Source organism: Specibacter sp. BI4, assembly GCF_056680095.1.
Genome location: NZ_CM155265.1, coordinates 103747 through 120876, shown reverse-complemented (window position 1 = coordinate 120876; position 17130 = coordinate 103747). Strand labels below are relative to the sequence as shown.

At 62.2% G+C, this 17130-nt stretch carries 16 protein-coding genes; 11 read left to right on the top strand and 5 right to left on the bottom strand.

From position 1 onward, the window contains the following. Positions 1–189 precede the first annotated feature (189 nt). The 9 genes from AC1L6K_RS00665 to AC1L6K_RS00625 all read left to right on the top strand — a co-directional run bounded on the left by AC1L6K_RS00665 (position 190) and on the right by AC1L6K_RS00625 (position 9148). Positions 190–1269: an ABC transporter substrate-binding protein gene (locus AC1L6K_RS00665; protein WP_480950833.1), complete on the top strand. Its 1080-nt coding sequence runs from the start codon at positions 190–192 to the stop codon at positions 1267–1269. A gap of 48 nt (positions 1270–1317) precedes the next feature. Beyond that, on the top strand, positions 1318–2436 hold the full coding sequence (locus tag AC1L6K_RS00660) for an ABC transporter ATP-binding protein (protein ID WP_480950832.1): 1119 nt from the start codon (positions 1318–1320) through the stop codon (positions 2434–2436). Next, complete coding sequence (locus tag AC1L6K_RS00655; protein WP_480950831.1) at positions 2433–3356, top strand: ABC transporter permease; 924 nt, start codon at positions 2433–2435, stop codon at positions 3354–3356. The genes AC1L6K_RS00660 and AC1L6K_RS00655 overlap by 4 nt, the downstream gene beginning before the upstream one ends. A gap of 2 nt (positions 3357–3358) precedes the next feature. Beyond that, positions 3359–4174 (top strand): ABC transporter permease, encoded by an 816-nt coding sequence (locus AC1L6K_RS00650; protein ID WP_480950830.1) that lies wholly within the window; start codon positions 3359–3361, stop codon positions 4172–4174. A gap of 188 nt (positions 4175–4362) precedes the next feature. Then, complete coding sequence (locus tag AC1L6K_RS00645) at positions 4363–5151, top strand: LamB/YcsF family protein (protein WP_480950829.1); 789 nt, start codon at positions 4363–4365, stop codon at positions 5149–5151. 1 nt (position 5152) lies between these two features. After that, on the top strand, positions 5153–5869 hold the full coding sequence (locus AC1L6K_RS00640; protein ID WP_480950828.1) for a 5-oxoprolinase subunit B family protein: 717 nt from the start codon (positions 5153–5155) through the stop codon (positions 5867–5869). Further along, complete coding sequence (locus AC1L6K_RS00635) at positions 5866–6996, top strand: 5-oxoprolinase subunit C family protein (protein WP_480950827.1); 1131 nt, start codon at positions 5866–5868, stop codon at positions 6994–6996. Before AC1L6K_RS00640 ends, AC1L6K_RS00635 begins: the two co-directional genes overlap by 4 nt. Continuing rightward, positions 6971–8314, top strand: a complete 1344-nt coding sequence (locus AC1L6K_RS00630; RefSeq protein ID WP_480950826.1) for an MFS transporter — start codon at positions 6971–6973, stop codon at positions 8312–8314. Before AC1L6K_RS00635 ends, AC1L6K_RS00630 begins: the two co-directional genes overlap by 26 nt. Positions 8315–8389: 75 nt before the next feature. Continuing rightward, positions 8390–9148, top strand: a complete 759-nt coding sequence (locus tag AC1L6K_RS00625) for an SDR family oxidoreductase (RefSeq protein WP_480950825.1) — start codon at positions 8390–8392, stop codon at positions 9146–9148. A 34-nt stretch (positions 9149–9182) separates the two neighbouring features. Here the strand turns inward: AC1L6K_RS00625 and AC1L6K_RS00620 are convergent, their stop codons facing one another. The 5 genes from AC1L6K_RS00620 to AC1L6K_RS00600 form a co-directional block, all read right to left on the bottom strand. Then, the gene (locus AC1L6K_RS00620) at positions 9183–10016 is read right to left on the bottom strand and encodes a glycoside hydrolase family 25 domain-containing protein (protein WP_480950824.1); all 834 of its coding nucleotides are present in this window, start codon (positions 10014–10016) and stop codon (positions 9183–9185) included. A gap of 335 nt (positions 10017–10351) precedes the next feature. Then, a complete protein-coding gene (locus AC1L6K_RS00615) occupies positions 10352–11353 on the bottom strand; it encodes a sugar phosphate isomerase/epimerase family protein (protein WP_480950823.1) in 1002 nt (333 codons plus the stop codon). 3 nt (positions 11354–11356) lie between these two features. After that, on the bottom strand, positions 11357–12568 hold the full coding sequence (locus AC1L6K_RS00610) for a Gfo/Idh/MocA family protein (RefSeq protein WP_480950822.1): 1212 nt from the start codon (positions 12566–12568) through the stop codon (positions 11357–11359). A gap of 35 nt (positions 12569–12603) precedes the next feature. Further along, positions 12604–13713: a Gfo/Idh/MocA family protein gene (locus tag AC1L6K_RS00605; RefSeq protein WP_480950821.1), complete on the bottom strand. Its 1110-nt coding sequence runs from the start codon at positions 13711–13713 to the stop codon at positions 12604–12606. Next, complete coding sequence (locus AC1L6K_RS00600; protein ID WP_480950820.1) at positions 13710–14444, bottom strand: sugar phosphate isomerase/epimerase family protein; 735 nt, start codon at positions 14442–14444, stop codon at positions 13710–13712. Before AC1L6K_RS00600 ends, AC1L6K_RS00605 begins: the two co-directional genes overlap by 4 nt. Positions 14445–14584: 140 nt before the next feature. Between AC1L6K_RS00600 and AC1L6K_RS00595 the strand changes: the two genes are divergently transcribed. Further along, on the top strand, positions 14585–15823 hold the full coding sequence (locus AC1L6K_RS00595; protein ID WP_480950819.1) for an ROK family transcriptional regulator: 1239 nt from the start codon (positions 14585–14587) through the stop codon (positions 15821–15823). Continuing rightward, entirely contained in the window at positions 15820–16905 is a 1086-nt protein-coding gene (locus AC1L6K_RS00590) for a LacI family DNA-binding transcriptional regulator (protein WP_480950818.1), read from the top strand. The genes AC1L6K_RS00595 and AC1L6K_RS00590 overlap by 4 nt, the downstream gene beginning before the upstream one ends. Positions 16906–17130 lie beyond the last annotated feature (225 nt).

Here is a 17130-nt window from a genome sequence, read left to right as displayed (position 1 = left end):
AGAAAGCAGTTCCGACGCCACGCTGATTCTATCCTGCGGCGATCGGGAGGAAAACTTTTTCACTCCAGGATTCACCCCGCAGTTGCACATGGAAGTGCCGCCCGGCCGGTCAGCAAAAATTGCTAAGACCTGGTTACTTGAATAGTCCACTGCAAGGCCTGAGCCTTGCCAAATAGAAGGAATCGGCAAATGAAGAAATCCATTAAGGGCAAGATTGCTGCTGTCATGACGGTCTCAGCAATGGCGCTTGCACTGGCCTCATGCAGCGGACCGGGCAATGCCGCCGGCGGCGACAGCCCGACCTCGGGCGAAGTGAGCCTCATTGCGTACTCGGGCGTATGGCAGGACCAATACAACGCTGCCGTCATCGAGCCTTTCAAGGCCAAATACCCCGATATCAAGATCACCTACGCATCCAAGCGTTCGTCCGCCGAGATGCTCAGTGCGCTTCAAGGCCAAAAGGGCAAGCCATCCACCGACGTTGCGATCATGGACAATTCCGTCTCCACCTCAGGCAACAAGCAGGGACTGTTTGAGAAAATCGACACAGCGGGAGTCCCGAACCTGGCCAACGTCGCGGATGAGTTCCAGAGCAAGGACGGATTCGGCCCGGTCGTAATGCTCGATGCCATTGGCCTGGTCTACGACGCCGCCACGTTCCCAACGCCCCCTGAGAGCTGGAATGTGCTGTGGGATCCCGCCTATGCAGGCAAGATCAATGTGAATGCGCCGCCGTCACTGTTGGGTCTTTCGTTGACCGCCATCACTTCCAAGATGGAGGGCGAGGACTACACGAAGAGCATCGACAAGGCGGTGGCCCGCTTGAAGGGACTGGCGCCTGCCGTCCAGACGTTCGCCCCCAACCCCGACGAATACCAAAGCATCATCACCGGCCAAACGGTGCTCGGCCTGGGGCAGAACGCGCGAGGCCAGTTCTACAGCGACCAGAGCAACAAGAAGATGGGTGTGACGTTCCCCAAGGAAGGCAGCGTCTACCAGATCAACACCATCAACCTGGTCAAGGACGCCCCGCACTCCGAAGCAGCCAAGACGTTCATCGACTACGCACTGTCAGCGGAAGCACAGGCGGCGTTCGCCGAGAGGCTCTTCTACGCGCCGTCTGTCACAAACGCGCAGCTGCCTGACGACGTCAAGGCCCGGGTTGTTCCCACCGACGGTTCATTGAACATCGTCCCGCTTGACGTGGACTTCCTGTCATCCGCACGAGACAAGTGGACTGACACCTGGAAGCGCCAGATCATCAAGTAACCGCACCCAGGTGCCCTTTCCACTTACCGTTCCAGGAGAACCCAAGCCATGACTGAATCAAAACTGTCGATCGTTGACCTAACGAAGAAATACGCTGCAGGCCTGGCTCCTGCCGTCGACCGCCTCAACATGGAAGTGGAGGAAGGGCACCTGGTGGCACTTTTGGGTCCGTCCGGCTGTGGCAAGACAACAACGCTGCGCATGGTTGCCGGCCTGATGGACCCCACCGCCGGGTCCATCATGGTCGACGGCCGTGAAATCACCCAGGAGCCCGTCAACAAGCGCGGCATGGGGATGGTCTTCCAGTCCTATGCGCTCTTCCCTCACATGAATGTTGAGCAGAACGTGGCCTTCGGACTGCAAATGCGCCAGGTTCCCAAGGCCGAACAAAAGGTGCGTGTCGCCGAGGCGTTGGACATGGTCCAGCTGGGCCACCTTGGCAAGCGGGCAACCAAGGCGCTCTCCGGCGGCCAACAGCAGCGCATCGCACTTGCCCGCGCGCTCGTCGTCGAACCCACCCTGCTTTTGCTCGATGAACCACTGTCCAACCTGGACGCCAAGCTGCGCGACACCATGCGCACGGAAATCAGGTCCATCCAGCAGCGCACCCGGGCCACAACCCTTTTCGTGACGCACGACCAGGACGAAGCCCTGGACATGGCTGACCGCATCGCCGTCATGAACGGCGGCCTCATCGAGCAGTTCGGCTCACCCATCGACGTCTACGAACGCCCGCGCACACACTTTGTTGCCAACTTCATTGGCCAGGCAAATTTCCTCAGCATCACAGTCGGTGAGGACGTGGGAGGGGCTTCCGCGGCAGGGGAGCGGAACTACAAAATTGAGGTGCCGGGGCTGGGTCAATTCGGCGCCGTGGGCGCCCCCGGACTGACGGGCAGCAGCCTCCCCATACTCATCCGTCCGCACCGGCTCAAGGCCTCCCAGCAGCCGTCCACTTCGGCCCAGGAACTCAAGGGAACCGTTGAACAGGTCAGCTACACGGGGGACACCCTGACCATTGCCGTGCGGGTTGGCGACGAAATCCTGCAATCACAGCTGCACACCACCAGCGGCAGCCTGCCGCGTACCGGTGACACCGCGTACTTGTCCTGGGACCCTGAGCACGCGTACATCCTCCCGGCGCCTGTGAAAGAGGTTGCGGCATGACAATGATCGAGACAGAGAATCCTGTCCCGGGAATCCGCAAGGGCCTGGAATCAGGTGTTCTGGAAGCAGCTGCGAACAAGCGGCGCAGGCGCACCTACCTTGCCTTGCTGATTCCGGGGATTCTCGGGCTGCTGGTCAGCTTCGTCTTTCCGCTGCTCTACATGGTCAGAATGTCATTCAATGAGGGGGCGCCGGACGGCGTCATCATTGACACATTCACATTCGATACCTATATCAAGCCCCTCACCGATCCCTATTACTGGCGGGTCACCCTCGACACCTTCAAGATGGGGCTGACAGTCGGTGTGCTTTGCCTGATCGTGTCCTACCCGATCGCACTGTTCCTTGTGCGCAGCACGAGCAAGTACAAGGGGCTGCTGCTGGCCATTGCCATCGCACCGCTCCTGACATCCGCAGTTGTGCGGACTTACGGCTGGATGGTCATTTTGGGCACAAACGGCCTCGTCAACACGTCGCTGGAATCCATGGGTCTCATTGGTGCCCCGCTGAAACTGACCAACAACATGACAGGCGTGACCATCGGGCTGGTCGAGATCTTCATGCCCTACGCGATACTGGCCATGATCTCCGGATTCGGGCGCCTCAGCCCACAGCTGGAGGAAGCGGCCGGATCGCTGGGCGCCAGCAAGTTCAAGGTGTTCACGCGAGTCACCCTGCCACTGAGCCTGCCAGGTGTTTTCACCGCATTCCTGCTGGTATTTGTCATGTCCATCAGCACCTTCATCACCCCACGCCTGCTGGGTGGTGGCAGCGTGCAGGTGCTGGCCACGGAAATCTATGACCAAACCACAGGCCTGCTGAACTGGCCGTTTGCTGCGGCACTGTCCGTCATCCTGCTGGTCCTGTTTGGCACCATCATTGCCATTTACCAGCGCATCGTCCAAAAGATCGGAGGCTGACCTTGAGTGAGGCACGCCTTTTCAAGCCGCGGTTCAATCCCGCGAAGCCGATTTTCAACATCATTGTCTTTCTGCTCTACCTCTTCCTGCTGGCGCCGCTGATCATCGTCTTCGTGGTGTCCTTCGCCTCCAACCAGTACCTGTCATTCCCGCCAGAGGGCTTCACGCTCAAGTGGTACCAGGCGCTTCCGTCGGAAACCATTTTCGTGGAGGGCATGAAGGTCAGCCTCATTGTGGCAGTGCTGGTCACCGTCGTTGTCCTGGCCATCGGTGTTCCCGCGGCGCTGGCCCTGCAACGGTTTGAGTTCAAGTCGAAGGCGGCGATGGAGGCGTTCTTTCTCTCGCCGCTGCTGACGCCCAGCATCGTTCTGGCACTGGGCATGGTGCTGCTGTTTGGCCCGTTGAACCTGAACAACACCTACACCGGGATCATCATTGGACACGTGGCCATCACCATCCCCTTTGTCATCCGGACCACCATCATGAGCCTGGCCACCGCCGACACCTCATGCGAGGATGCGGCACGAATCCTTGGCGCCGGCCCTTGGACGGTGTTTCGCAGGGTCACCCTGCCGATCATCCGCCCCGGTGTGATTGCCGGCGGCGTCATCGCCTTCATTGTCTCCTTTGACGAAGCAGTGATCTCGCTCTTTGTCGCCGAGTCAGGGCTCCCAACACTTCCCGTCCAGGTCCTTCGGTACGTGGAAAATTCGGCTGACGCGGCCGTGGCGGCACTCTCCGTCATCCTCATCCTGATCTCCCTGGCAGTCGTTGTCGTGGTGGAACGCGTCATGGGACTCCGCAAGGCGCTCAACTAGAAGGCCCTGGCGGATGCGGGCAGGCAAGCCCGCACCCGCCATTTCCGTGCCGTGGGTCATAAGCCGAAGCTGTCTCATGACAGTTTTTAGGTCTTTGTGTGAGCCACCTCTCGGTGACAGACTCAGTGGAATAAAGCCGGGAAACGGATCCCGGCATGGAACGCAACAAAGAATTTAGGAAGGCAGCAATGGGTCCCACAATTGATCTTGTCGCAGATCTCGGCGAAGGATTTGGTGCCTGGTCCATGGGGGACGACAAGGCGCTGCTCGACATCGTCTCCAGCGCCAACATCGCCTGCGGATTTCATGCGGGAGACCCCGACATCATGGACGCCACGGTTGCCGAATGCGTCCGCCGCGGAGTCAGTATCGGGGCACACCCAAGCTTCCCCGACCTCAGGGGGTTCGGACGCCGCGCCATGGACCTGACCGCTGACGAAGTCCGCAACGATGTCCTCTACCAGCTCGGCGCCCTGAACGGCTTCGCCGCCTACCACGGGACCGAAGTCTCCCACATTGCACCCCACGGCCGCCTGGGCAACCTCGTGGCCACCAGGGCGGACTACGCTGCAGCGGTGGCTGATGCCGCCGCCCGTGTTCGGCCGGATCTCATCCTGGTGGCGCAGGACGGGGAACTCGCCACAGCCGGTTCAGAACGGGGCCTGCCCATCGGAATTGTCGGCATCATCGACCGCGCCTACATGCCGGACGGCACGCTTGTGCCGCGCAGCCAGCCGGGTGCAGTCATCCACGACGCCAAGACAATCGTGAACCGGACCATTCGAATGGTCTGTGAAGGGCTCATCCGTGCCGTAGACGGGACAGACCTCCCGATCACCGCAGACACTGTGCTGCTGCACGGAGACAACCCGGGCGCCGTGGACCTTGCCCGGCTTATTCGCACCCAACTGACGAACGCCGGCGTGCGCATTGCGCCGCTCCGCGAGGTCCTCGAGAACAAGCGCACGGTGGCCTGACATGGGCGCATCCACCACCATCGAGGTGCACGAGGCCGGTGACGCGGCACTGCGCGTCGTCGCCGCCACCGGCGACCGGGAACGTGACTGGCAGACAGTCCATGCCCTGGCCGGCTGGCTCGACTCGTCAGGCATGGACGGCATCCACGGGGCAGTGCCCACCTATGATTCAGTGCTCGTGGAGTTCGACGCCTACCTCACCTCGGCACGCCAGGTCCGCGCCATCGTGCTGCTGGCCATGCGGCAGATCGACTTCGTGGGCGCCACTGCCCAGGCCCCGCAGCACTTTGAAGTTCCCGTGGTCTACGGCGGGGAGTTCGGCCCGGACCTGGCGCGTGTGGCCGACCACGAAGGCCTGGACGTTGAGGAAGTCATCCGGCTTCACACCGCCAAATCCTATGTAATCAGGTGCCTGGGCGCGCCCGCCGGCTCCCCCATGATGGACGGCCCCGACTTTCCCGTGCCGGTTCCGCGCCTGAAGGATCCGCGCATCTCAGTACCGGCAGGAGCGGTTTCGGTGGCCGGCCGGCAGGCCGTCATCGCGCCAGCTTCTGCTCCGGGCGGGTGGTGCGTCATTGGGCAGACACCGCTGACGCTCCTGGATGCATCGAGGGACCCGCTTGTGCCATACCTGCCCGGGGATGTCCTGCGCTTTTACCGGATTTCACCTGAGGACTTCGCACGCTACGACGGCCAACCGCTGGAGGCCTCACAATGACCGGGACACTTCTGGTCCAACAAGCAGGCCACTGCGTTGTCACCGACCTTGGCCGTGTCCGCGGCCCGCGCTACGGATTGCCCGTCAACGGCGCCCTTGACCAGTTTTCCGCACGGGCAGCGAACATTCTGGTTGGCAACCAGGACAGTGCGCCGCTGCTGGAAGTCACCGCATTGGATGTTCGCCTGCGCAGCACCACGGACGTCCTCATATCCGTTACCGGCGCGTCCGCGACGCTGACCGTGGGCGGCAGGGAATGCCCGCAGTGGGAGCCGGTCTCGGTGCTGGCGGGGGAAACGATCTCCGTCCGCACCGTGACAGGTGGCCTGCGTGCGTACCTTGCAGTCCACGGCTCCGTCGAAACGCCCACGCTCTTGGGCAGTTGCGCACCCGACACCGTGGTTGGGTTCGGCCACAGGCTCCTGGAAGGGGATGCCCTGACCACGCGACGGACCGTACCCCCCATTCGCCAGCCCTACTATGACCTGCCGCTGTTCCGGCTCGGACTGCCCAAGCCCGGCATCAGCGCCCACCCGGTCATCGATGTGACAGACGGCCCCGACATCGAGGAGTTTGGTGAAACAGCCCGGAAATTGTTCAACGGTTCCTACACCGTCGGAGACCGCAGCAACCACATCGGGCTCCGGCTCCGCGGAGACCTTCCGGAGCGGCAGCTGAGCTCCGAAGTTCTCTCACGCGGCGTGCCCGTGGGCGCCGTCGAGGTCCCGTCCCGGGATGAACTGCTGGTGCTGCACCGCGGACGAGGAGTGACCGCGGGATACCCCGTGATGGCAGTTGTAACAAGCCTTTCGCTCGATGCCCTGGCCCAGGTGCGGCCGGGACAAGTCGTCACCTTTCGCCACACCACAGTTGCCGAAGCGAGCGCCAACTACCGTTCCGCCATCCGGGAGCTGGACAAGCTGCGGACCCGGGTGAGAACAGTCTTTGGCCTGCTCGGCCTGGGCGGCGGAAGCAACGAGAACGGAAGCGACGAAAGCGGAACCACCGAGGCAAGCCCAGGTATTTCAAGGGGCAACCAAGCTGCCTGTGCAAGGCAGCACCCAAGCCCCGGCCCGTCCATGAATTCAATGAGGAATGTAGATGTCAACCACAACAATGCGTGCTGAGAGCATGCACCAAGCACCGCTCAACGCGGCGCAAACCCGCAAGGTCGTCACCGCCGGGTGCGTAGGTATTTTTGTCGAGCTTTACGACAACGGCATCTTCGCCTTCATGGCCGGAACATTGGCCCTAGTCTTCCTCGCGCCGGGCAACCCTGACGACGCCTTGTTGTTTGTGTTTGCCGGCTATGCCATTTCCTTCCTGGTCCGCCCGCTGGGCGCGGTCGTCTGTGGCTACCTTGGCGACCGGATCGGGCGCCAGCGCCTCCTGGTCTTCGTCATACTTTTGATCAGTGTGGCCACTGCCGGCATCGGCATGCTGCCGGGCTACGCCGCCATCGGCGTCGCGGCACCCGTTCTGCTGGTCACCCTGCGCCTGCTTCAGGGCTTCTCGGTCGGCGGCGAATCGGCCGGTGCCATGACATTCCTGGCCGAACACGCACCCGAGGGCAAACGCGGCATCATCACTTCATATGCCCAGATCGCCTCCTTTGCCGCCCTCCTCACTGGCACCCTCGTGGCCTATTCCATGTCACCGTGGCTCACCGAGGCCGCCATCAACGGAGGCGGGTTTGGCGCGTTTGCCTGGCGCATCCCGTTCCTGGCCGCCATCCCCATGGGCATCATCGGCTGGTACATCAGGAAGTCGATCACCGACACCCCCAACTTTGAGAAGCTCAAGGAGGAAGGCGGGCTGTCCAAGAACCCGCTGAAGGAAGCCTTCGCCACCCCCGTGCACCGCCGGGCCATGCTCCTGGCGCTGTTCATTCCCCTGATGAACGGCTCCGGATACTACGTCCTGTTCTCTTTTATGCCAACGTTTCTCAAGGGCGAGCAAATCAACTTTGGCATAGGCCAGGCGCTGCTGGTCACGGCCTGCAGCCTGGTGGTCATCTGTATTGCCATCCCCTTGATGGGCAGCCTTTCGGACCGGATCGGCCGCAAGAAGGTCATTGCCGGATCTGCCATTGCCATGGCCATTGTGGGCATCCCCTCCTATGCGCTCATCGCCACGGGGGAGATGGGACTGGCCATCCTGGGTGCCTGCATCATGGCCATCGCATTCTCCGGACACACCGCGGTCATCCACATCCTGATCGTGGAACTCTTCCCGACACGGGTGCGGTACTCGGCCTACGGCCTCGGCTACAACGTGTCGTCGGCACTTTTCGGTGGAACGGCGCCACTGCTTATGACCTGGCTCATTTCCTCCACGGGCAACATCTACATGCCGGCTTTCTATGCCGTCATCACGGCACTGGGAACCCTGCTGGCTGTCAGCACTGTCAAAGACAGGGCCCACCTGCCGCTGCGCGACGAATAAGCAACCCGGCAGGCAGCCGAACTGCCGTCCACCGAGCACAAATAGAAGATCCATTCCACACATTGGGAGACAACCATGTCATTTTCAGATTACTCAACAGCTCTTGTCACCGGGGCGTCAACAGGCATGGGTGCCGCAATTACCGAGCGCCTGACCAAACGCGGACTGGTTGTCCACGCCGTGGCCCGGAATGAGGAACGGCTCGCTGAACTTGCTGACCGGACAGGTGCCATCCCGCATGTACTCGACCTGACCAACACCGCTGCCCTCGCCGACGCTGTGTCGGAACTGAAGGTGGATGTCCTGGTGAACTGTGCCGGCGTTTCACGGCCCGGGAACATCCTCACCTCGTCGGAAGACGACATTGACGAGCTCATCGACGTCAACCTTCGTGGCCTGCTCCAGCTGACCCGCCTGGTCCTGCCGGGCATGGTTGAGCGGGATCTGGGGCACATCGTCAACATCAGCTCCATCGCCGGTCTGTACAACTTCTTCGGGCACACCGCCTACCACGCCACCAAGGCAGCCGTTCACCAGGTGTCCCGGCAGCTGCGCAACGACACCATGGGCAAGCGGATCCGGGTGACGGAGATCTGCCCCGGACGTGTTGAGACGGAGATCTTCGGACGCAACATGGGCGGCTCGCCGGAGGCCATGCAAGAGGCTTGGAACACTTACTATGAGGGCTACGAGTCCCTCACCACGGACGACATCGTCAACGCCCTGGACTATGCCGTTGAGGCGCCGCGCCACGTCAACGTGGGCATGCTCGAACTCATGCCAACCTTCCAGGTCCCCGGCGGGCTGACCTTCGACCGCCGTGACGCGGCCTAAGCAAAAGGACAAGGCGGACGGCGCGGCTGGCGCCTTACGGCACTGTCAGGAAGCTGGCGTCAAAGGAGTTCAGGTCGATGGCGACGCCGTTGTAGTTGAACTCGAATTGCTGCTGGCTGGCGATGCGCATGGTGCCGGGGGTGTTCCAGCCGCCGTAGGGGAGCGGAGCAGGCGCCAAATGATCCGGCTGCCAGCCGTCAAACGGGAAGACCGAGGTGTCGGTGTCCCACAATGGCACGTCGGCGAAGCTGTTGGCTGTGGCGCCCTGCAGTCCGTCCCACATGCCCGAACCCGAGTAGATGACCGGCCGAACGCCGGTGGCAGCCACTCCGTCGACCATTTCGCGGGTGACGGGCACGCCGCCGTCTTCCACATCCAGGGCGAAGAACTGCAGCCGGTTGATGTAAGGCCCCGCGGCGGCGATGCCTGCCTGCCAGCACCTCGGATCACGGGTGTACACGGCGATCTTCAGCCCGGCGTCGAGCGCCATTTGCAGCTGCGGCTGGGTGTGTTCCCAGGGCGTGCAGCTGTCCCACGTGGTTGAGTGCATCACGTACAGCCGGAACCCGTCCGCGTAGGCCCTGGTGAACCAGTCGGGGTCGGTGATGATGTTGGCAGAGTCGATCGCTTTGACCGATCCCGCGAGTTCGGTGTCGACTGTTCCCTGCGCGGCCAGTTGCGGGGCAGGCTCGGCGGGGATGGTTTGATTCACTGCTGCCTCGGGGGTTGCTGCCTGTGCAGTGGGCGCCGGCCGGGTGGCCGTGTCCACGCTGCCTGGGATTCGGTCAACCGGTGCGGCAGGGGCTGCCGGACCGGTTGCGGCGTTGGGGCTGGGTGCCGCGGCGCCGGCCACCAAGAATACTCCCATTGCCACTGACAGGGTGGCGATGAGGGCAGCAATTTTGGTGATGGACCGACGGCGGGCATGGAAAAGGCGCAAAAAAATAGCGAAAGGCCTAACGTTTTGATGGACAGGTGCCGCAAATGTGATGCCATCGGACGGCAGTCATCGGGCATTCCCCCGCTACCAAGATAACCGGAAAGCAACATTCCTCGTTAGGATGCCCGTCACACAACGCCGGATTTGCGCCGGAATCAGCCTCCGAACTGCGAACAGGCCCAAGCAAAAAGACAAGAACGACGGCGGCACCTGGGTGAGAAAAACAAACTCACCCAGGTGCCGCCGTCGTTGGTTGGGAAAACTTAGCCCTGGTTGCTGAACGCGGCGTCGAAAGACAACTCCGAGGGGGCAAAGTCGAACTTCTTCAGTGCCGCAAGAGCCTCGGGTGCACCCTGGAGCCTGTCCATGCCGGCGTCCTCCCACTCAATGGAGATGGGGCCGTCGTAGCCGATCGCCGTCAGCGCCCGGAAGGAGGATTCCCAGGGCACATCCCCGCGTCCGGCGGAGACAAAGTCCCAGCCGCGGCGCGGATCGCCCCACGGCAGGTGCGAGCCCATGACGGTGTTGCGGCCGGTGGGGCGCAGCTTCGTGTCCTTGCAGTCAACATGGTAAATCCGGTCCTGGAAGTCCCAGATGAAGGACACCGGGTCGATGCCCTGCCACATGAAGTGGGATGGGTCCCAGTTCAGGCCAAATGCCTCGCGGTGGCCGATGGCCTCCAGTGAGCGCACCGTGGTCCAGTAGTCGTAGGCGATTTCGGAGGGGTGGACCTCGTGGGCGAAGCGCACCCCGCACTCGTCAAAGACGTCAAGGATCGGGTTCCAGCGGTCGGCGAAGTCCTGGTAGCCGGCCTCAATGACCGATTCGGGGACCGGCGGGAACATGGCCACGTACTGCCAGATGGAGGAGCCGGTGAAGCCCACCACTGTTTTGACGCCGAGGGCCCGGGCCAGCCGGGCGGTCAGCTTCATCTCTTCGGCTGCGCGCTGGCGCACACCCTCGGGATCGCCATCGCCCCACACCTTGCTGCCAACGATGGCCTGGTGGCGGAAGTCGATGGGGTTGTCGCAGACCGCCTGGCCCTTGAGGTGGTTGGAAATGGCCCACACCTTCAAGTTGTAGCGGTCCAGCACGGCGATCTTGCCGGCAACATAGCCGGGTTCGTCCCAGCGCCACGGGTCCAGGTGGTCGCCGGAACAGGCGATTTCCAGTCCGTCGTAGCCCCACTCGGAAGCCAAACGGGCCACTTCCTCAAACGGGAGGTCGGCCCACTGGCCGGTGAACAAGGTGTAGGGGCGTGCCATGGGTCAGTCCTTTGACATGGAGTTGGAAGGCGTGAAGATGGAGGATGTGGTGGTGAGGGAGGAGATGGAGACGGTGGCGCCGTCAATGGCCGCGGAAGCTTCGATCCCGGCCAGCACCTGCTGCACACCGAGCCCTTCCTCGAACGACGGCGACGGGTCGGTACCGTTGGCAATGTTCAGCAGGAAGTCGCGAATCTGGTGGGTGAAGCTGTGCTCCCAGCCAATCACATGTCCCTGCGGCCACCACCCTGAAATATAGGGGTGTTCCGGTTCGGTGACAAGGATGCGCCGGAACCCCTGGACCTCGATGGGCTCGGTGCCGTTGAGGAAGTACAACTCGTTGGGGTTTTCCAGGTTGAAGGTTATTGACCCGGATGTGCCATAAACCTCCACGCGCAGGGCATTCTTTTGCCCCAGCGCCACCCGCGATACGTCGACACTGGCCACGGCGCCGCCGGCAAGCGACAGCGTTGCCCACACTGCGTCGTCGACGGTGACGGGTTCCGGCCCGTCAGGTCCCGGCCGCTCGGTGGTGAAGGTGTGCAGCTTGCCCGAGACCGAGGTGACGGTGTCCCCGAGCAGGTGCTGGATTTGGTCGATGGCGTGCGAGGCGATGTCGCCCAACGCGCCGGAGCCTGCGGTTTCCTTGCGCAGCCGCCACGTCATGGGTGCTTCACTGTCAGCGAGCCAGTCCTGCAGATACGACGCCCGGACCTGACGGATGGTGCCCAGCTCGCCGTCTTCGATGAGTTTGCGGGCCAGTGACAGGGCAGGCACCCGGCGGTAGTTGAAACCCACCATGGAGCGCACGCCCACCCCGCGGGCGGCCTGTGCTGCAGCCACCATCTCCTCGGACTCGGCCAGTGAATTGGCCAGCGGCTTCTCCACCAGCACATGCTTGCCCGCGGCCAGGGCAGCCGTCGCAATTTCAGCGTGCAGCCAGCCCGGGGCACAGATGTCCACAATGTCTATGTCATCGCGGGCAATGACCTCCCGCCAGTCAGTGGCCGACTCGCTCCAGCCGTACTTCTTTGCGGCAGCAGCCACGGCGTCGGCGTTTCTGCCGACCAGCACTTTCTGCTCAAAGTCGGGGACGTCAAAGTGGTTTGCCACTGTGCGCCACGCGTTGGAATGCGCCTGGCCCATGAACGCGTAGCCAATGGCGGCCACGCCCAGCGGGCGGGAATCGGGACTGCTGGATTGGAGGGAGGTCATGGCTGCTTTCCTAGTTATCTCTTGCTCGCGGGCAACTAGAGCGTTGCTTCGGTGGGGTCCCAGTCCTCGGGCAAGGGCTGAGCGGCGGTTGCTGTGCTCTCCAGGGATACAAACTCCCCGGTTTCGAACGAGTCAGCGATTGCCACCATGGCATCAAGCACGTGGTAGGCCATGGCTCCCTGGGCGCGGTGGGGCTGACCGGCGCGGATTGCCCTCGCCATTTCGAGAACACCGGTGCCTCGTCCGCTCGTGGAACCCGTGGCAGGAATTACCTCGCCTTCATCACTGTCCGCCCGAGTAAGGATGATGTCACCATCAAAATTATTTGGGTCGGGGAAAGCGATAGTTGCTTCTGTTCCGGTGATCTCCACGAACCCGGCGCGTTTGAGCGGTGACTGGAAGCTGAAGATGCTTTGTGAGGATTCACCACCTGCAAACTGGGCAATGGCGCTTACATGGGTGGGTACTGTGACATCAAATTCTTCGCCAGCTTTGGGGCCCGAACCAATGACTCGCGTCTCCTTGGATTTTGAGCTCAGCGCAGCCACCTTGGAGATGCCACCAAAAGTCTGAATGAGGGCAGTGAGATAGTACGGGCCAATATCAAAAAGCGGACCTGCGCCTTCTTGGAATAGGAAGGCGGGATTCGGGTGCCATGACTCCGGACCGGGCGACTGCATGAGCGTTAAAGCTGTTAGCGGCTTGCCGATGGCGCCGCCTGCAATGAGCCGAAGAGCAGTCTGCAGACCGGCTCCCAGGAAAGTGTCGGGAGCGCAACCGAGGCGCAGGCCAGCAGCATCTGCCAGCTTAAGCAGTCCAAGACCGCTCTCTCTGTCGGTAGAAAAAGGCTTCTCGCTCCAAACATGCTTCCCGGCATTAATCGCCTGTGTCGCCACTGCCACGTGGGCTGTTGGAATGGTCAGGTTGACCACGATTTCAACATCGGGATGATTAAGGGCATCTTCAACGCCGCCCGAAGCGGCAATTCCAAACTCTGCCGCACGTTCAGCTGCGACCTGCTCAAACATGTCGGCAACAATGTGGACCTTGACGTCGGGAAAGCTGGTCAGATTGGTCAAGTATTCTTTGCTAATAACTCCCGCACCGATAATGGCGACTCCGACGGGACCGGTTTTTGAACTCATTTGTTTCCTGCCTGAAGGTAGTTGAAGCTGTCGCCGATGGCGTCGAAAATGTCGCCCGTGAAGTCGTCCAGTTCGACAACTCCCACTTCGAGTGATGTGGCAGCGCCAATGACATCCCAGATAGGCATCTTTCCGGCACCGACTGCCAACTGATCGGCATCCACCTTGGTGAGTGGGCCGTCCTTAATGTGGATAAAGCGAACACGGTCACCGAGTCGCTTCAAAAGCTCCGCGGGATCTTCGCCTCCGACTGCAGCCCAATAGGTATCGACTTCCAGCACAACTTCGGGGCTGAGGTGATCTGCCAGAACCTCCAAGGCAGAACGTCCGTTGACCCGCGACTCAAGCTCGAACTCATGGTTGTGGTATCCAACTCGAATCCCGTATTCGGCGCCCTTGGCTGCTGCAGCATTCAGGGCAGAAGCCGTAACCTTGATGTCCTCCTCAGTGTTCCACTGGGCGCTGTCAACATGGGGGTCGATTACAGTTTCAATGCCGAGCTGCTTGGCTGCCTTGAAGATCTCGTCTTGGTCCGCCCGCAGAAGTGGTGCATGGCCTGACGGTGCGGACAGTCCATTGGCCTTCAACGCCGCAGCGAGTTCATCCGCAGTGGCAACGAAATTGTACGGTTCCACGTTGGTGTATCCGAGTGCCGCTACCTTGGCAATGGTGCCTGCCAGATCTGCTTCCAGGGGTTTGCGAACGGTGTATAGCTGTAGTGAGTACGTCATTGGGATCTCCTGCTAGGACACGGATGTAGTGTTCCACTTCAACCTAAGTGAACTTTTGTCGATCGTCAAGCAAAAGTTTGCTTAAATGAAGTTCACTATCGGATTGTGACAGTTGGAAGCCGGTGTGTTATTTATTGGGGATGCCAAAGTCACCAGTTCAGCACCACCATGGGGCGGTCTCCGCCAGCAGCGGTCCAGCGGAACCATTCAGCCATTCGCGGGCCGGTGACGTGTTCCAGCTCCTGCGTGACGGCCGGGCACGCACCCGGGCGGAACTGGCAGAAATCACCGGATTGGCCCGCTCCACGGTCGCCGCGCGGATTGATGCGCTCAGTGCGGCCGGACTGATTGGTCCGGCGGGCGAGGCGATCTCCTCCGGTGGGCGTCCGCCGTCGCGCTTTGCCTTTCATCCCTCCGCCAGGGTGATCCTGGCGGTCGATGTGGGCGCCACCCACATGTTGATCGCCCTGACCGACTTGAGCGGAACCGTGCTGAGCGAGCTGCGGGAGTCGATCGATATTTCCGCCGGCCCCACTGTTGTCCTGGACGCGGTCCTTGAACTTTGCGGGCAGGTGATTGCCAACGGCGGCCGCCACGAACGTGAGCTTGTCGGCATTGGCATCGGACTGCCCGGACCGGTTGAGCACCTGACCGGGAAGCCCGCCAGTCCGCCGATCATGCCCGGCTGGGACGGTTTTGACGTGCCGGCCTACGTGCAGAAACGCTTTCCCACCGAAGTGCTCGTGGACAATGACGTGAACATCATGGCGCTCGGCGAGCGGGCGTACTACTGGCCCGACGCCGCTGATCTGCTGTTCATCAAGGTTGCCACAGGCATTGGCGCCGGCATTATCAGCGGCGGGCTGCTGCAGCGCGGCGCGGACGGCACGGCCGGGGACATCGGCCATGTGCGGGTTCCGCGCGGCGGCGACGTGCTCTGCCGGTGCGGCAACTACGGCTGTCTGGAGGCCATGGCGTCCGGGCCGGCAGTGGCTGCGGCACTCACAAGTAACGGCGTCCCGGCCCACACCGGCGAAGACGTCCTGGAGCTGGCCCGCAGGGGAAACCTTGCGGCCATCCAGGCCATGCGGCAGGCGGGGCGGGACGTCGGTGATGTCCTGGCTGCGAGCGTGAACCTGTTGAACCCCTCGGTGATTGTGATTGGCGGCGGGCTGTCCTCTGCCGGTGAATACCTGATGGCGGGTGTGCGTGAAATCGTGTACCAGCGCTCACTCCCGCTCGCCACCGCCCGCCTGCGCATCGTCCAGTCGATGGCGGCGGAACATGCTGGCGTGCTTGGCGCAGGACGCATGGTGATCGACCACATTCTGGCACCGGCCTCAGTTGACCGGCTGGTCGCCGGCCATGCGCAAGCGTGAGTGACTTGGCGGCATTTCCCGCCGGCAAGGTGACAATTACCGATTTGGCGCGCCGTCTGGGCATCTCCAAGGCGTCGGTTTCCTACGCGCTCAACGGCAATCCCGGCGTCAGTGACGCAACCCGCGCCCGGGTGTTGGCCCTTGCCTCCGAGCTTGGCTGGTACCCCAGTTCAAGTGCCCGCGCCCTCTCCCAGTCCCGCAGCGAGACGGTGGGGATTGTGTTGTATCGCGACCCTGAACAGATTGGGTCCGAGCCGTTTTACATGACGATCCTGGCCGGCATTGAGGCAGTGCTGGGCGCCCATGACATGAACCTGCTGCTGCGCATAGTGGATCCGCAGCACGTCGCGGACCCCGCCGCGCGGGACCTCTCGATCTATGAACGATGGGCGGGGGAGAGGCGGGTTGACGGCTTTATTTTGTTTGACCACGGCCATGGGGATCCGCGTCCGTCGCTGCTGGACCGCTATCGAATGCCGTATGTGCGCATGGGCGTCGACCCGAATTCCATGCCGGCAGTCCGCAGCGCCAACGTCACCGTTGCCCAGACCATCGACGCGGCCACTGTTATTGACGCCCTGCACGGGCTCGGACACAGGCGCATCGCCTTTGTTTCGGGTCCGTTGGAGCTGCTGCACGAGGCCGCAAAGTCCACTGGAATCACGGCCCATGCCGAGCGTCTGGGCATGGGTGTCGTGCTGTGTCCGGCGGACTATTCCGCGGATGACGGCGGCAAGGCCACTATCGCTCTCATGGCGGGTTTGGTGCCGGGCTCTGCGGGCTTCCCCACAGCCATCATCTATGGCAATGACCTGATGGCCGTTGGCGGGCTGCAGGCGCTGGGGCGCCTGGGCCTCAGTGTGCCCGGGCAGGTATCGGTGGTGAGCTGGGACGACTCGATCCTGTGCCAGCTGAGCTCACCGGCCGTGGCTGCGCTGGGACGAAGAGTGGCCGACATGGGCCGCAACGCCGCGTTGCTGCTCTTGGAGCTGGTTTCCGGCCATGAGGCCCGCAACATTGCGGCCACGCCCGGGGTGCTGTTGCCCCGTGAGACCCTGGCCGGCAACGCGTTTAACGCCTGAGCCACATGGCGCCAGTACAGCTGCGCCCGAGCTGCCTGCGCCCGTCCAAGGCACCCGCCAGATCGTAACAACTTGGTAACGAAGCCGGTTTAGTGAACCGGTTCAGTAATTTGCATTACCCCGGCGGGTGGCCGCAAAATCCCTGCAGTGTCGGGGTTGTTTCGTGCTTGCTGACGGTTGGGCCGGCGATTTCGCTCGTCGTCCCGCTCGCTTCCATAGTTACGA

Coding starts and splice junctions, on each gene's coding strand:
- AC1L6K_RS00665 (WP_480950833.1), top strand. CDS start 190: ATGAAGAAATCCATTAAGGGCAAGATTGCTGCTGTCATGACGGTCTCA.
- AC1L6K_RS00660 (WP_480950832.1), top strand. CDS start 1,318: ATGACTGAATCAAAACTGTCGATCGTTGACCTAACGAAGAAATACGCT.
- AC1L6K_RS00655 (WP_480950831.1), top strand. CDS start 2,433: ATGACAATGATCGAGACAGAGAATCCTGTCCCGGGAATCCGCAAGGGC.
- AC1L6K_RS00645 (WP_480950829.1), top strand. CDS start 4,363: ATGGGTCCCACAATTGATCTTGTCGCAGATCTCGGCGAAGGATTTGGT.
- AC1L6K_RS00640 (WP_480950828.1), top strand. CDS start 5,153: ATGGGCGCATCCACCACCATCGAGGTGCACGAGGCCGGTGACGCGGCA.
- AC1L6K_RS00635 (WP_480950827.1), top strand. CDS start 5,866: ATGACCGGGACACTTCTGGTCCAACAAGCAGGCCACTGCGTTGTCACC.
- AC1L6K_RS00630 (WP_480950826.1), top strand. CDS start 6,971: ATGTCAACCACAACAATGCGTGCTGAGAGCATGCACCAAGCACCGCTC.
- AC1L6K_RS00625 (WP_480950825.1), top strand. CDS start 8,390: ATGTCATTTTCAGATTACTCAACAGCTCTTGTCACCGGGGCGTCAACA.
- AC1L6K_RS00620 (WP_480950824.1), bottom strand. CDS start 10,016: ATGGGAGTATTCTTGGTGGCCGGCGCCGCGGCACCCAGCCCCAACGCC.
- AC1L6K_RS00615 (WP_480950823.1), bottom strand. CDS start 11,353: ATGGCACGCCCCTACACCTTGTTCACCGGCCAGTGGGCCGACCTCCCG.
- AC1L6K_RS00610 (WP_480950822.1), bottom strand. CDS start 12,568: ATGACCTCCCTCCAATCCAGCAGTCCCGATTCCCGCCCGCTGGGCGTG.
- AC1L6K_RS00605 (WP_480950821.1), bottom strand. CDS start 13,713: ATGAGTTCAAAAACCGGTCCCGTCGGAGTCGCCATTATCGGTGCGGGA.
- AC1L6K_RS00600 (WP_480950820.1), bottom strand. CDS start 14,444: ATGACGTACTCACTACAGCTATACACCGTTCGCAAACCCCTGGAAGCA.
- AC1L6K_RS00595 (WP_480950819.1), top strand. CDS start 14,585: ATGCCAAAGTCACCAGTTCAGCACCACCATGGGGCGGTCTCCGCCAGC.